14 protein-coding genes are annotated in these 15,633 nt (G+C 46.5%); 2 read left to right on the top strand and 12 right to left on the bottom strand.

Going from position 1 to position 15,633, the window contains the following annotated elements; genetic code table 11:
• Nucleotides 1–580: 580 nt before the first annotated feature.
• The 12 genes from cyoE to R7O12_RS02015 form a co-directional block, all read right to left on the bottom strand.
• Nucleotides 581–1,495 carry a heme o synthase gene (cyoE, locus tag R7O12_RS02070; protein WP_033906955.1) on the bottom strand — a complete coding sequence of 305 codons (915 nt, stop codon included), beginning with the start codon at nucleotides 1,493–1,495 and terminating at the stop codon, nucleotides 581–583.
• Entirely contained in the window at nucleotides 1,456–1,767 is a 312-nt protein-coding gene (gene cyoD, locus R7O12_RS02065; protein ID WP_005375783.1) for a cytochrome o ubiquinol oxidase subunit IV, read from the bottom strand. Before cyoD ends, cyoE begins: the two co-directional genes overlap by 40 nt.
• Nucleotides 1,767–2,369: a cytochrome o ubiquinol oxidase subunit III gene (cyoC, locus tag R7O12_RS02060; protein WP_005375782.1), complete on the bottom strand. Its 603-nt coding sequence runs from the start codon at nucleotides 2,367–2,369 to the stop codon at nucleotides 1,767–1,769. Before cyoC ends, cyoD begins: the two co-directional genes overlap by 1 nt.
• Nucleotides 2,359–4,395: a cytochrome o ubiquinol oxidase subunit I gene (gene cyoB, locus R7O12_RS02055; RefSeq protein ID WP_033906952.1), complete on the bottom strand. Its 2,037-nt coding sequence runs from the start codon at nucleotides 4,393–4,395 to the stop codon at nucleotides 2,359–2,361. The genes cyoC and cyoB overlap by 11 nt, the downstream gene beginning before the upstream one ends.
• A 5-nt stretch (nucleotides 4,396–4,400) precedes the next feature.
• Nucleotides 4,401–5,282: a ubiquinol oxidase subunit II gene (cyoA, locus tag R7O12_RS02050; RefSeq protein WP_005388604.1), complete on the bottom strand. Its 882-nt coding sequence runs from the start codon at nucleotides 5,280–5,282 to the stop codon at nucleotides 4,401–4,403.
• A gap of 798 nt (nucleotides 5,283–6,080) precedes the next feature.
• Nucleotides 6,081–6,839, bottom strand: coding sequence for an SDR family oxidoreductase (locus tag R7O12_RS02045; RefSeq protein ID WP_005375778.1), 759 nt, complete (start codon nucleotides 6,837–6,839; stop codon nucleotides 6,081–6,083).
• 110 nt (nucleotides 6,840–6,949) lie between these two features.
• Nucleotides 6,950–7,855: a 3-hydroxyisobutyrate dehydrogenase gene (gene mmsB / locus R7O12_RS02040; protein ID WP_005375775.1), complete on the bottom strand. Its 906-nt coding sequence runs from the start codon at nucleotides 7,853–7,855 to the stop codon at nucleotides 6,950–6,952.
• A gap of 11 nt (nucleotides 7,856–7,866) precedes the next feature.
• Nucleotides 7,867–9,006, bottom strand: a complete 1,140-nt coding sequence (locus tag R7O12_RS02035; RefSeq protein WP_318104376.1) for an enoyl-CoA hydratase/isomerase family protein — start codon at nucleotides 9,004–9,006, stop codon at nucleotides 7,867–7,869.
• 8 nt (nucleotides 9,007–9,014) lie between these two features.
• Complete coding sequence (locus R7O12_RS02030; RefSeq protein WP_318125580.1) at nucleotides 9,015–9,800, bottom strand: enoyl-CoA hydratase; 786 nt, start codon at nucleotides 9,798–9,800, stop codon at nucleotides 9,015–9,017.
• Nucleotides 9,801–9,838: 38 nt separating this feature from the next.
• Entirely contained in the window at nucleotides 9,839–10,993 is a 1,155-nt protein-coding gene (locus R7O12_RS02025; protein ID WP_054574351.1) for an acyl-CoA dehydrogenase family protein, read from the bottom strand.
• Nucleotides 10,994–11,012: 19 nt separating this feature from the next.
• The gene (locus R7O12_RS02020) at nucleotides 11,013–12,506 is read right to left on the bottom strand and encodes a CoA-acylating methylmalonate-semialdehyde dehydrogenase (RefSeq protein WP_064354633.1); all 1,494 of its coding nucleotides are present in this window, start codon (nucleotides 12,504–12,506) and stop codon (nucleotides 11,013–11,015) included.
• A 23-nt stretch (nucleotides 12,507–12,529) separates the two neighbouring features.
• Nucleotides 12,530–13,741: an acetyl-CoA C-acyltransferase gene (locus tag R7O12_RS02015; RefSeq protein ID WP_017821196.1), complete on the bottom strand. Its 1,212-nt coding sequence runs from the start codon at nucleotides 13,739–13,741 to the stop codon at nucleotides 12,530–12,532.
• A 275-nt stretch (nucleotides 13,742–14,016) separates the two neighbouring features.
• Between R7O12_RS02015 and R7O12_RS02010 the strand changes: the two genes are divergently transcribed.
• Nucleotides 14,017–14,391 (top strand): MerR family transcriptional regulator, encoded by a 375-nt coding sequence (locus tag R7O12_RS02010; protein ID WP_017821195.1) that lies wholly within the window; start codon nucleotides 14,017–14,019, stop codon nucleotides 14,389–14,391.
• Between the two features lie 66 nt (nucleotides 14,392–14,457).
• Nucleotides 14,458–15,627: an isovaleryl-CoA dehydrogenase gene (locus R7O12_RS02005; protein ID WP_158159375.1), complete on the top strand. Its 1,170-nt coding sequence runs from the start codon at nucleotides 14,458–14,460 to the stop codon at nucleotides 15,625–15,627.
• Nucleotides 15,628–15,633: the final 6 nt, after the last annotated feature.

Genomic DNA, 15,633 nt, shown 5'->3' with positions numbered 1-15,633 from the left:
CTTCTCTGAATCCTTGAGACCTGCAAACTACAGGCGCACCTTAATGCCTCGGAGACGACAAAACTTTAATCTGGGTTAAGGTTTAGTGAGTTTTTAGATTATGTAAAAGGATGATTCCCAATCGTGTTCATTTCACTGGAGTTAAGATGCTTCCTCTCCCACTTTCAGTAGTAAAACTTGTGTATTTCGCTAGCAGGTGATTCAACTCAAACATTCACATTGTTAGTTTGTATGCTGCTATGAGAACTAGCACTCCCCCCAAATGTTTACATTACAAACTATCGATATTGAATTCTCATATGGTAAGTAGAGTTATTGCGCTGTTTATACTTTTTAGCTTAACCGTCGCTATCTCTTGGCATTATTACGCATCAGCGGAAACGCGCGACCCACTATGTTTTACACTCTGGTTGTTTTTGCTTTTAGATATGAATACGTGATAGTGAAGCTAGAGGAGGAACAGGAAAAACAGGGAAAATAAAGGACAATAGAAAGTTAAATGACCTTACTTCCAGGTAAGGTCATTCATGCATTCAGCAGCAAAAGATATTGGCGCTTAGCAAACGCTTAGGTTTGGTTGTTACAGAGCTAGAGGAATCAACTCGACGCCAAGCACACCACTGATCCCCATCACCACTAGCAGTGAGACTTTAAACACCGACTTTGACCAAGCGATGTAGTTGTTGTCATCAATGCTGCGAAAGGTCACTTTCGTCCACATAAAGCAAACAACCGCTGCAACCGCTAAGTATTCATACCCGGCTTCACCTAGTAAAAATAACCCCAATGATGCTGCTCCAAAAGCCACGACATACGCTTTCATGTGTCGATGCGCTTTATGAATGCCTTCTTTAACTGGCAATACGGGAATCCCGGCTTCTCGGTAGTCTTGCATGCGGAACATGGCAATGGCATACGAGTGCGGCATTTGCCAGAGACAGAACATGGTAAAGAGTAAAATCGCTTCCAAGCTAATGAAGTTTGTTACCGCTAAGTAACCCACCAATGGCGGAACTGCGCCTGAGATACTTCCCACTAAGGTCCCATACACCGAGTTACGTTTGTACCACATCGTGTAAAAGAACACGTAATACACGTAGCCAAGCAACACGACGACAGCGGATAGTGGGTTCACTCGGATAAATAACAGTGCGGTTCCTACCAGCAATAAAGCAAGTGCATAAACAAACGCAATATCGATATTGATGTTGCCTTTCACTGTTTCACGATTTCGTGTACGTGCCATCTTTTGGTCGATATCACGATCGAAAATATTATTCACCACACAACCTGAAGCGATGACTAACCCAACACCAACTAACGTCGTAACGAACAGCATTAGACTGGCTGGTTCTGTTTTTGCGGCGAGGAAGAACCCCGCCGCAACAGAAATCAGGTTGCCGAAAATAATGCCCGGTTTAGTGATAGACAAATAACTTTTCAGCATACCTTGACCTACAACTTCATGTTGACGTTCATGTTGTAGATGATCCATACCGAGCCAGCGATAAGGATAAGTACAACAATGGCGGTAAACATCAGTGATACAAGGTTCCAACGTCCGTCGGATGTTTTTGTTTCCATGTGCAAGAAGTATTTAAAGTGAACAAATATCTGCACTAATGCACATCCAAATAGAATCGCATAGGTCGTTGTATCTGGTAATGATTTCGTCCAAACAAAGTAGAACGGAATTACCGTCAGAATCAGTGAGGCAATAAAGCCTTTCACGTAATCTGACGAACTGGTTTCTACATGTTGATCCATTACATTACCCCCAGTAAGTAAACGATGGTAAAGACACAAATCCAAACGATATCTAGAAAGTGCCAGAATAGGCTTAAGCAGTTAAAGCGCATTGCCATATTGTCGTTCAGACCTTTCGTCGACAGTTGATGATACGCTACCGCTAACCAAATCAGACCAAAGGTTACGTGCAGGCCGTGCGTACCAACCAACGTAAAGAATGCCGATAGGAATGCACTTGTTTGTGGCCCATAGCCTTCTTCAATCAGGTGATGGAACTCATAGACCTCCATACAGATAAAGCCAAGACCAAGCGCGAACGTGACTAACATCCAACGTTTGAGACCAGCAACGTTGTTGCGCTTCATCGCGATAATGCCAAAACCAAATGTGATACTGCTAAACAGAAGCAGCATGGTTTCGACAAACACGAATGGGAGTTCAAAAATGTCTTTACCTGTTGGGCCCGCAATTGAATTGCTCGACAGCACAGCGTATGTCGCGAACAAGGTCGCAAACAGTACACAGTCACTCATCAGGTAAACCCAGAAGCCAAATAGCTTGTTGCCATTCGTGTCATGGTGGTGATCATGGTCGTGATGTGCTGCGATATTAGTTTGCATACGTCACCTCCAGATCATCTTTACTTTCGCTGTCTTTCACTGAGTTTTTCTTCGCTTCTTCAAGCTGAGCTCGACGTTCGGCCTCAATTGCTTTGATCTCTTCAACTTCCACGTAGTAATCCACATCATCGTTATAGCTATGCTGAATACACGTCACGATAATACCGACCAAACTTGCCGCCGCTAGCCACCAGATGTACCAAATCATGCCGAAGCCAAATAGGAGCGACCAAGCCGACACGTAGATGCCTGTTGCCGTGTTTTTTGGCATATGAATACGTTCGTATTCCACTTCTTTATTTGGATCGAACTCGCCACTTTGTTTCTGGTACCAGAAGGCATCCAGCACATCACCTTTTGGTAGGTGCGCAAAGTTGTAGAACGGCGGTGGAGACGATGTTGCCCACTCAAGAGTACGACCACCCCACGGGTCACCAGTTAGATCACGGTTTTGCTCGCGGTCACGGATACTCACGTAAATTTGGATGAACTGAGACAATACGCCCAGCGCAATCACAACCGTACCTGCTGCGGCAATCGACAACAGTGGGAAGTATTCTGGGTTGATGTCTTGGCTTAAACGACGAGTCATCCCCATAAAGCCCAGCGCATAAAGCGGTAGGAACGCCATTAAGAAACCAATAATCCAAAGATAGAACGCACGTTTGCCCCAAGTTTCATTCATGGTGAAACCGGTCGCTTTCGGGAACCAGTAAGTGATCGCAGCGAAACATCCAAACACGACACCACCGATGATAACGTTGTGGAAGTGAGCGATAAGGAATACTGAGTTATGCAGAACGAAATCTGCACCCGGAACAGCCATTAGTACGCCCGTCATACCACCAACAGTAAAGGTGATCAGGAAACCCACCGTCCACATCATTGGCGTCGTAAAGCGGATGCGGCCTTTGTACATGGTGAATAGCCAGTTGAAGATCTTCACCCCTGTTGGGATAGAAATGATCATCGTGGCAATACCGAAGAAGGCATTTACGTTCGCGCCAGACCCCATCGTAAAGAAGTGGTGTAGCCAAACAACAAAGGCAAGAATCGTGATAACTACGGTAGCCCAAACTAGCGATGTGTAACCGAACAACTTTTTACGTGAGAAGGTTGCGGTGACTTCTGAGAACACACCAAAAATTGGCAAGATCAAAATGTACACTTCTGGGTGACCCCAAGCCCAAATCAGGTTGACGTACATCATTACGTTGCCGCCAAGATCATTGGTAAAGAAGTGCATGCCTAGGTATCTATCCAGCGTAAGCAGAGCGATAGTCACCGTTAGGATTGGGAATGAAATGATGATCAAAATGTTTGCACACAGAGACGCCCAAGTGAAAACTGGCATCTTCATCATTGGCATAGACGGTGTACGCATACGCAAAATGGTCGCAAAGAAGTTCACGCCTGTTAACGTCGTACCAACACCTGATATCTGCAGCGCCCAAATCCAATAGTCGACCCCGACTCCTGGGCTTGCCTCAATACCTGAAAGCGGCGGATACGCTAGCCAACCTGTACGACCAAATTCACCTAAGCCGAGAGACATGTTTGTTAGGATGACACCAACAACAAACAGCCAGAAGCTCAAGTTATTCAGATACGGGAAAGCCACGTCACGTGCACCAATCTGCAATGGCACGATGATGTTCATCAAACCAATGACCAATGGCATCGCTACAAAAAAGATCATGATCACGCCGTGGGCAGTAAAAATTTGATCGTAGTGATGCGGTGGCAAGTAACCTGCTTCACCCGCAGAAGAAAGGAGTTGCTGACTACGCATCATGACTGCGTCAGCAAAACCACGAACAAGCATCACCATCGCTACTGCGATGTACATGAAGCCAAGTTTTTTATGGTCTACTGAAGTAAACCATTCATTCCACAAATATTGCCACTTTCCGGCTTTGGTCACCGCGTAAACTACGGCTAAACCAACCAGCGCCACAACCGCTAGGGTGATGACGATAATAGGTTCGTGGAATGGAACTGAATCAAGAGTTAATCTTCCAAACATTACGATTATCCTTGGTTTTCAGGCAAACAGTTCATTGAACCAGGATGCTGAGTCACAACGTCGGTGAACAAGAACGGAGGAACGCTAGAGAACAAAGTGACTGGCTCTGCGATACTTGGCGCTGCCAGTGAGCTGTATTGCTCCCAATCTTCAATACGATCAGGGCTCGCCTTCACTTTCTGCACCCAATTTAGGAACGCAGCACGATCAGACATTGCTGAAGCTGTGAACTTCATTTGCGAAAAGCCTTCGCCGCTGTAGTTCGATGCAAAACCCTTATAGTCACCTTCGTGGTTCGCTATCAGGTTGAGCTTGGTTACCATTCCTGGCATCGCGTAGATCTGTGTACCTAAGCGAGGGATGAAAAACGCGTTCATGATGTTGTCCGAAGTCAGTTTGAACTGCACTGGCACGTCTTTCGGGAACGCCACATAGTTCACCGTCGCAATGTTTTCTTCTGGATAGATGAACAACCATTTCCAATCGAGTGACACCACTTCGATGGTCATTGGTTTAACATCACTTTCCAAAGGTTTGGATGGCTCTAGTTCATGAGTAGAACGCCATGTGATCGTCGCAAGAATCGCAATGATGATGATTGGAATTGTCCATACCACCACTTCGATTTTGGTCGAGTGTGACCACTCGGGTGCGTACTCTTCTTCAGTGTTAGAGGCGCGGTATCGGTAAGCGAAGTAAATCGTCATTAAAATCACAGGGATTACAACGATCAACATCAGCAAAAGAGCAGTAATAATTAGCTCTTTTTCCTGCACACCAATGGCACCTTTGGGGTCAAGTAAAGCTGAATTACATCCTGAGAGCATAAGTATGACGGACGCCAAACTTCCCCTCGACAAGATGCGTTTATATCTTGAGGCTTCCATTAACTTTCTCGATGGTTGTCTGGTTTCAAAACAGATGCCAATCAAAGTAAATAAGAGCTCACAAATAGCGCAGAGGTAATGTATGAGAACAAGAAAAAACTTCGATAAGTAGTTATTCTACTTACAATTTTTCAACTTCGTCATCAAGCATTTAACCAGCTAGAATGAACCGTTATTTGCTACGATACGATTGGTATCAAGCCAAGAACCAGTTGTTATAGTCATTAGAATGTTTATGTGTTGAGCATGAGTAACGTCGGGCTCAGAGCGAAACAAAACGGAATTGAGTGGAGATCAAAACCACACTCTTAGTGTGAGTTTATTGTTACACTTTGAAACACTATGTTACATTTGGCGCATTATGAGGAGTAAAAAGTTAAAGCTCATTAGCCACAACTGGAAACTAACCTTCCATTAATGGAAGTTACACACTTTAAATCGAATATTAACCTCAACACGAATTTCTCGTGCTTCAACAATTAATTATTTAAAAACAAATAGTTGAAACTTAAAATTGATGAGACTGACTATCAACTTCATTTACGCAGATAGCCTTAATGAGAAGCGGAAACTAAAAAACCAAAAGTGTGATCAGCATCAAATTAATGATTTCACTTAATATTTGAGTGGTATTTACATCTCTTTATTGGATTGTGAGAAATCATTCTCAAGGTAAATCCAAACATAAGTTGTAAATACATTTGGGTTGCGCAGAATTAGCACTCCACAACATAGAAAATGTTGAAATGGAAAGAGACTTATTATTCAGGTCTATCAGAGCCTTATTTCAGTGATCACTTACATACGAATGCCGCCATCCACTTCTAAAACCCTGCCAGTAAAGTAATCACTCTCAATAATGTATTTTACTGCATGCGCGATTTCGCTTGTTTCGCCCATCCTGCCAACTGGGATCATCTTTTCTAATCGCTCTATGGCTTCGGGTTTCATTTGCTCTGCCATCGCGGTATGAACTACACCTGGTGCAACCGCCGCCGCGCGAATACCGTATCTTGCGAGCTCACGAGCCCATGTTGTCGCCATGGTCGCGACCGCCGCTTTTGACGCAGAATAATTGGTTTGTCCGATATTCCCAGCTCTCGCAACACTAGAAATATTGATGATAACGCCTTGGGAGCCACTCTCAATCATCTTGACGGCAGCTTCACGCCCACACAAAAACGTTCCTGTCACGTTAACGTTCATGACCAAGTTGAATTGATCCAAAGACATCTTACTGATCACGCCATCTTTTGCTTTTACAAGTAACCCATCTCTTAACACGCCAGCGTTATTGACTAACCCATTGAGTTGACCAAAATCTTGGATAATCGCTTCAAACGTGGTTTCAACGTCGATTTCGTTGGTGACATCCACTTGATATGTCAACGCTTTCGCACTCAGCATTCGACACTGCTCTTGTGTTTCCATTAAGCCACTGGCGTTTACATCCAACAACGCTAAATCAGCGCCAGCTTGAGCAAGGGTAATGGCCATCATTTGCCCAAGCCCCTGCCCTGCTCCTGTAATGGCAATAACACTACTTTTTATGTCCATATTGGTGCACTCCATAGCTCGTAATGTTCTCTATCTCAACCAGTCTAAGTTGGCCGAAATGATGCGCGTTTTAGGTCACCATCTCGGGCTGGTTTGTCACAAAACTCAGTCTAACCTTTCTTACTCTTGTATAACTCAAATAAGCTTGAGAAATCGAGCTCGCCGTGGCCGCTCGCGTTGTGGAAAGAATATAAGTTGCGCGCTAACGACCCCATCGGAACCGAAGAATGTGTTTGTAACGCCGCATCTAACCCCAAACCGAGATCTTTCAACATAAGTTTGCTCATAAAGCCCGGTTGGTAATCGTGACTAGCTGGCGCACTGTCCATCACGCCTGGGCAAGGATTGTAAAGCTCCAATGCCCAATTTCGGCCAGAGCTTTGCAGCATGATGTTTGATAGCACTTTTGGATCGAGTCCATGATCGATACCTAGGTTTAATGCCTCGCACGTACCAGACATTAAAATGCCGAGCATAAGGTTGTTACAGATTTTCGCCATTTGACCATCGCCTGCTTTGCCAGCATGGAAAACATTTTTTCCCATATACTGCAAAATCGCATTGGCTTTAGAAAACGCTTGATCCGAACCACCAACAATAAAGGTTAATGTCGCCGCTTTCGCGCCAGCAACGCCTCCCGAAACGGGCGCGTCGACAAACAACACACGTTTATTTGCCGCTTCATTGGCGACTAATCGCGCAGAGTCTGGATCAATGGTTGAACAATCAATCATCAAGGTACTTGGCGAGACAAGATTGAGGACACCTACGCCACCGTGTAAGTCGCCAAGATACACGGAACGAACGTGAGATCCTGCTGGTAGCATCGTGATGACTGTGCTTGCACCATCCACGACTTCCTCAATAGAGCTCGCCACCACCGCACCAAAAGGTACTAGTTGCTTTGCGGCTTCGCTATCGACATCGAATACTTGCACGTTAAATCCAGACGCGAGTAAGTTTTGCGCCATCGGATGCCCCATTCTTCCTAAACCGATAAATGCGATGGTACTCATGATCATTCTCCTTATTGACCTAGTGTTTGTTCACCCAAATCAGCAAGCGGATGTTCGTCATCCGGCCAAAGTGAGGTAAACAAGGTATCGATGACATCTTCATCGACTTCACTGACACTGTTAAACATCCAGTTAGGTTCGCCATCCCGGTCAATAAGCCGAGAACGGACGCCCTCTTTAAACTCACCTAATAAGGCACTGCGAACCGACAAACTCAACTCTAAACGGAAACAATCTGCAAGCGGTAAGCTGTGGTACTCTTTCACTTGTCTAAAGCAAATATGCGCGGTGATCGCACTGCCCGATGCGAACGTTTGTTTCGCGTTTTCTATCCACTGGCTATTCCCTTCGATAGCCATGATTCGCTGTGCTATCGCATTAAGATCAAAGCCTTTGCACGCTTCCTCTATCTGATCTAAGTATGGACAAATTTGCGTGGTTGGTTTGCTATCAATAACCTGTTCTTCCATTAATTGTAGTAGCGCAGTTACCAACTCTTTCGCGTCTTCTTTGCCCCACTGGAGCCGCTTTAGCTCATCCAGTAAGGTGGGATACTGCTCTTCCAACAGTAACCAATCGGCCAAACCAATAGTGACAGCGTCACTTGAGTTCACCATGGAACCTGTCAATCCGAGGAATAAACCCACCTGCGGATCTATCTGGCTTAAAAACCACGTACCTCCCACATCAGGATACAGTCCAATATTGATTTCTGGCATAGCAAGGCGTGATGTTGTTGTCACAACTTTATGGCTGGTTCCCATAAAAAGCCCCATCCCACCACCCATTACAATACCTTCTCCCCAACCGATAATAGGCTTGTTGTAAGTGTGAATGAGATAGTCACACTCATACTCCAACGAGAAATAGTCCGTACAGAACTCTACGATTTTTTCTTTACTCTCGTTATGCATGACGTGATACATAGCTCGAACATCGCCACCAGCACAGAATGCTTTTTCTCCAGCGCCAGTGAGTACCACACAAGTCACATGCGGATCGTCTTGCCACTTGATAAGCTGATCGTTAAGTTGGACTAACATGTCATACGTCAATGCATTCAATGAAGCGGTGTTGTCTAACGTTGCGATACCAATGCGGTGCACGCCATCGAAGCACTCTATTTCACTAATGGCTACCATCCCTGCCATGTGGCCTCCTATCGGTTTTTCCATTGCGGTGGGCGTTTTTCTAAAAAGGCGCGAACACCCTCAACTTGATCTTCCGTATCAAAAAGAGTCAGAAACAACTCTCGCTCTTTCATTAAGCCGTGCTTAAGTGGCGCAGAGCGCATATTTTGAATGAGCGCCTTACATGCGGCGACAGAAGATGGCGACTGGTTCGCAACAGAGTCAGCAAGCTCCAGCGCTTTACTTAAAGCTTCGCCTTTGGAGACCAACTCCTCAGCCAAGCCTAGTTCTTTTGCTTTGTCAGCGCTGACTTGCTCTCCACATAAAATGATACGCTTTGCCCAGCCTTCCCCTACTAACGCTGTGAGGTTTTGGGTACCGCCAGCGCAGGGCAAAAGTCCGACTTTGGCTTCAGGTAAAGCAAGTACCGCTTGCTCTTCAGCGACTCGAATATCACAAGCTAATGCCACTTCTAAACCTCCACCCATGGCGTAACCATTAATAGCGGCAATGGAAACACCACGGAATTCCGAGAGCGTTTCAAACGCTTCACCAAAGCATCGCGCCATGTCTAACGCAACCGCTTTGTCACCGTCAGAAAACAACTTGAGATCCGCACCAGCAGAGAAAAACTTTTCTCCACTGCCGGTTAAAACCAGTGCGTAGACCTGCTTATCATTGTTAAGTGTGAGTATCAGCGACTTCAGTACCTTGAGGCTCTCTGATGTCCACGTATTGGCTGGCGGGTTGTTCATCGTCACCACCGCAACGTGATTAGTGATCGTATGTTGAATGGCTTCTTGGGTTAATGGCATATCTGAATCCTTTCTCAATGAGCAAATCCAATACTTCGCTACAGCAAGGCCGATTCCTCAGAGAGCAAACGGCGCGCGATGATCAAGCGCATGATTTCGTTGGTTCCCTCCAGAATTTGATGCACACGCACATCTCTGAAATGACGCTCCATTGGATACTCTTTGATGTAACCATAGCCGCCATAAAGCTGCAGCGCTTGGTCGCAAACCTGAAAGCCCACATCGGTTGCGAACCGTTTTGCCATCGCGCAATAAGCCGTGGCATCTGGGTCATTTCGGTCGAGCTTGCTGGCGGCATAGCGCACTAACTGCCGAGCAGCCACTAGCTCTGTCGCCATGTCTGCTAATTTGAATTGTAAGGCTTGAAACTGCGCAAGCGACTTGCCGAACTGCTTACGCTCCTGAATATACTGTGTCGCCTGTTCAAGGGCCTGTTGAGCCGTACCGACGGAACAGGTCGCAATATTTATACGCCCTCCATCAAGCCCTTTCATCGCAAAGACAAAACCTTGCCCTTCTTCGCCCAGTAAATGGCTAGCTGGAATAACGACATTTTCAAAAGTAACCGCTCGTGTTGGCTGGCTGTTCCAACCCATTTTGGGTTCTTTGCGCCCATAGCTGATACCATCAGCGTGAGCAGGGACAACAAATGCGGACACGCCTTTGGCACCCGCTTCTCCAGTTCTCGCCATCACGACCAAAACATCTGTCTCTCCTGCGCCAGAGATAAAGGTTTTGCCGCCATTCAGCACGTAAGTATCACCTTTTTTGCTCGCGGTTGTGGTCAACGAAGCGGCATCCGATCCCGCATTAGGCTCGGTTAAGCAATATGAACCCAACCACTCGCCAGAGACCAGCTTAGAGCAATATTTGGCTCTCACTTCTTCGTTCGAGAAACTCGCGATCATCCAACTGACCATGTTGTGAATCGTCATGAAAGCGGTCGTCGACGTACAGCCCATTGAGAGTTGTTCAAAGATAATTGACGCATCCAAGCGACTCAGCCCTAGGCCACCTTGCGCTTCTGGAGTGTAGAGACTGAGAAACCCCAGTTCCCCCGCCTCTCTCAATACGTCTTTGGGGAAGATCTGCTTTTCATCCCACTCCGCCGCCATCGGTGCTAAACACTCATCGGCAAATTGCTGAGCGGTATCGGCAAATGCACGTTGATCTTCATTAAGTTCAAAGTCCATAAAAGCTCCTTCTATTCACTCAGCGCAGTTGGATGGTCAAATTAGGCCCCGTTGGAATATCGTCATCAAACCAACGTGCCGTCACCGTTTTGGTCTCGGTATAAAAACGTACCGCTTGTTTACCATACGCATGTAAATCACCATAGAAACTGCCTCTCCAACCAGTAAAGGAGAAAAATGGTAAAGGGACTGGAATAGGCACATTGATCCCAACCTGACCGACTTGAATGTCATGCTGATATTTTCTCGCAGCAGCGCCATTAGCGGTAAATATAGAAGTTCCGTTGCCGTAAGGGTTGCGATTCACTAACTCAATAGCTTCTTGCAACGTTTCGACTTCCATACAAACTAAGACAGGGCCAAATATCTCTTGCGTGTAAATCGACATGTTCGCTGTTACACCGCTAAACAAGGTTGGGCCAATCCAGTTTCCATCGGGAAAGCCTTCCACTTCACACTGACTTCCATCGAGTTCACACACTGCGCCTTGTTGTTTGCCATCTTCAATTAGGTCCAATACGCGTTGTTTAGCTTGCTCACTGATCAGTGGGCCATAAGCAGCTTGCTCATCGTCCCAAGGCCCAGGGTGTACTTTCGCCATTGCCTGTTTGAGGTCTGTAATCCATTGTTTTGAATCGCCGACAAATACCGCAACAGAAATTGCCATACAACGCTGCCCCGCAGCCCCTACGGAGGCTCCGATTAGGTTATTCACCACTTGATCTTTGTTTGCATCAGGCATGATCACCATGTGATTCTTTGCACCAGCAAAAGCTTGAACCCGTTTAAAATGTTTAGTCCCTGTGGTGTAGATATAACGGGCAACGGGAACCGAGCCAACAAATGACACCGCTCGAATATCAGGATGAGCCAGAAGAAAGTCGACTTGTTCTTTGCGGCCATGAACGATCTGCAACACTCCTTTCGGCGCGCCAGCTTGCTCAAATAATTCAGCTAAACGAATAGAGGTCAATGGCACTTGTTCGGAGGGTTTAAGCACAAATGTATTGCCCGCAGCGATAGCGATTGGGAACATCCACAACGGAATCATGGCAGGAAAGTTAAATGGCGTAATGCCGCAACACACACCTAGGGGCTGAATCATTGAGTAACTATCAATATCCGTGGCAACGTTTTCGACGGTTTCGCCCATCATGTTGCTAGCAATGTTTGCCGCCTGCTCAACCACCTCTATACCACGCCACACATCGCCTTTAGCATCCGCTAAAATCTTACCCGTTTCATGAGAAAGCAGTGTGGCAAGCTCATCATGATGCTCTTTGAGCAAGTGCTGATAACGAAGCATGACTCTGGCACGCTCGGATACTGCCACTTCCTTCCAGGATTGGAATGTCTCTTTCGCATTATCAATGGCAGCTTCCATCTCGTGCTCTGTGGAACATGGAACGTACGCAATGACATCATTAGTGGCAGGATTGGTTACCTCAACCCAATCCGATGTTTGAGATTCACGAAACTCGCCACCAATAAACAAGGGAACCAAACGAGTCATCATTTACTCCTTTCTGATTTCAATTAAAGCGGTATTTCAATGCCTATCGCCGTGGCTTCTCCACCACCGATACAAAGTGACGCAACACCCCGCATCACTTTTTTGGCTTCGAGATCACCATTGGTGCCTAGCGCTTGTAGCTGACGCAAACTGTGAATCAATGTCACCAGAATTCGTGCGCCACTAGCCCCTATCGGATGCCCAAGTGCACAGGCTCCACCTTTAATATTTACTTTGCTCGTATCTAGTCCAAGTTCCGCCACCGCTATTTGTGTCACAACGGCAAAGGCTTCATTGATTTCCCACAGGTCCACTTCATAAATTGACCAATCTAGCTGGAACAGCAGTTGCTCAATTGCGTAGACGGGTGCCAAAGTAAATTCTGCAGGTTTTCTGGCATGTGTAGAGTGCGCCTTGATGATCGCAAGTGGTTTAAGCCCCTGATGACGCGCAGTGTCTTCATCCATAAGCACAAGAGCCGCCGCGCCATCTGAAATGGCACTCGAATTAGCAGCGGTCACCGTACCTTTTTCATCGAATGCAGGTTTGAGTTGAGGAATTTTACCAAGGTCAATCGAGCGTGGGTGCTCATCGTAGTCCAGCACCGCTTGTTCTGACTTGGTATTGAGTGAAACCGGCGAAAGTTCATCGGCAAACAAGCCTCGCTCTTGAGCTTCCAACGCACGTTTTGCCGACATCACGGCCCATTCATCCATTTGCTCTCTGGTGAACTTAAGCCTGTCAGCGACTTGCTGAGCATAAACACCCATTAAGTGCCCTTCGTAAGCATCTTGTAGCCCATCGAGAAACATGTGGTCATACGTAGACTGGTGCCCCATGCGCATTCCCTTTCTCGCCTCCCTCAGCAAATACGGCGCATTGGTCATACTTTCCATACCACCAGCAATGGCTGAGCGAATCGTTCCAGCTTTAATGAGATCGTGCGCTAACATGACGCTCTTCATGCCAGAGCCACACACTTTGTTAATGGTGGTGCACCCTACACCCAAAGGAAGATCGGCCCCCATAGATGCTTGCCTCGCAGGAGCTTGTCCACACCCTGCTGGAAGCACACATCCCATGAACACTTCATCCACCGAAGTCACATTCACTTCGTGCATTGCCGCCTTGATCGCCAGTGCGCCTAATTGAGGAGCAGAGTAAGTTTGCAACTTGCCTTGAAAGCGCCCAATTGGCGTTCTTTTCGCGCTGACAATCCAGATGTCTTTTCCCATGATTCGCATTCCCTTAAGGTATATGTGAACACTTGGCAGAATGATGACACCCTACATAGAATTACTCACCAAGCGCCACACCAGCCTTTATCGCCTTTTTCACTAACAAACTTTCATTCCGCGATTTCTTGACGTTTACGTAAGCATAGCACTAGCCTTTACAATGAGATGAAAAAACACACCAAGCAGGCGTTTATATTTCAAAGTTGATGTTCGACCTTCCCATTAAAGGTTCGATTTCCAGAAACTGGATTTTTATTCGAGGTAAGTATGTTATGGAAAAATACAAGATCAGTGACCTCGCCAAGGAGTTTGATATTACTACTCGCAGTATCCGGTTTTATGAAGACGTGGGTCTGATTGAACCAGAGCGAAAAGGCAATATGCGCGTTTATCAACGCAGGGATAGAATTCGCCTCAAACTGATTTTAAGAGGGAAACGACTCGGTTTTTCGTTGGCAGAAATTCGTGAACTTTTCGAGCTCTACGACATGCAACAAACCGAAGGACAGTTGTTGAAAATGCTCAATATCATTGAAGAGAAACAAGCTGTCCTACAACAACAACTCAACGACATCAGCGTCGTTATGGCTGAGTTGAATGCCGCTAAGGAGCGTTGTATTCAAACACTCAAAAGCAAGCAGACATAAACGCTATACTCAATTAGCAACACCGCTATCGGCTTTTCCACCTTACCTCTGATACCGGGAGACGTTATGAAAAGCACCTATACCCCACTCAATTTCGGACTTGGTGATACCATCGATATGCTCCGAGAACACGTTAATGCCTTTGCTACGGAACATATTGCGCCCATCGCCGCTGAGATAGACCGCGATAACCAGTTCCCGAATCATTTATGGCCTTTGTTGGGAGAAATGGGGTTGCTTGGTGTGACCGTCGATGAAGAGCTTGGTGGTGCAGGCATGGGATACCTCGCTCATGTTGTTGCCATGGAAGAAATCAGCCGTGCCTCTGCGTCTGTCGCTCTAAGCTACGGCGCTCATTCTAACCTGTGCGTCAACCAAATCTTTCGTAACGGCACGCCTTCTCAACGTGAAAAATACCTTCCAAAACTCATTGATGGTACGCACGTTGGCGCCCTAGCGATGAGTGAGCCCAATGCCGGTTCAGACGTGATAAGCATGCAACTGAAAGCGGAGAACAAGGGCGACCATTTTGTACTGAATGGCAACAAAATGTGGATAACAAACGGGCCCGATGCTGACGTAGTGGTACTTTACGCTAAAACGGATGTCAGCGCAGGTTCACGTGGCATTACCGCATTCATTATTGAACGTAACTTCGCAGGTTTCACTCATGCTCAAAAGCTGGACAAGCTAGGCATGAGAGGCTCGAATACTTGCGAACTTGTATTTAACCATTGCGTAGTGCCAAAAGAGAATATTCTTGGCGAGTTGAATAAAGGCGTCGAGGTGTTAATGAGTGGGCTGGATTACGAGCGCGTCGTCCTCGCTGCCGGACCACTCGGGATAATGCAAGCTTGCATGGACATTGTGGTCCCGTACGTACATGAACGAGAGCAGTTTGGAAAATCCATTGGCGAGTTTCAGTTAGTTCAGGGCAAGATCGCCGATATGTACTCTCGAATGAGTGCAGCAAAAGCGTATGTATATACCGTCGCAGCGGCTTGTGATCGAGGTAACGCAACACGCAAAGATGCGGCAGGAGCGATTTTGTACAGTGCAGAGCTCGCCACACAAATGGCACTCGATGCAATACAACTGCTCGGTGGGAATGGCTACATCAATGAATACCCTGCTGGTCGTTTGCTACGTGATGCAAAGCTTTATGAAATCGGCGCGGGTACCTCAGAGATTCGCCGCATGTTAATAGGCCGAGAGTTGTTCGAAGAATCTCGCTAACGGAAC

This window comes from Vibrio sp. Vb1574 (genome assembly GCF_033338675.1).
Note: the sequence above shows the minus strand (reverse complement) of the source record. Positions and strands in the feature narration are given on the sequence as shown.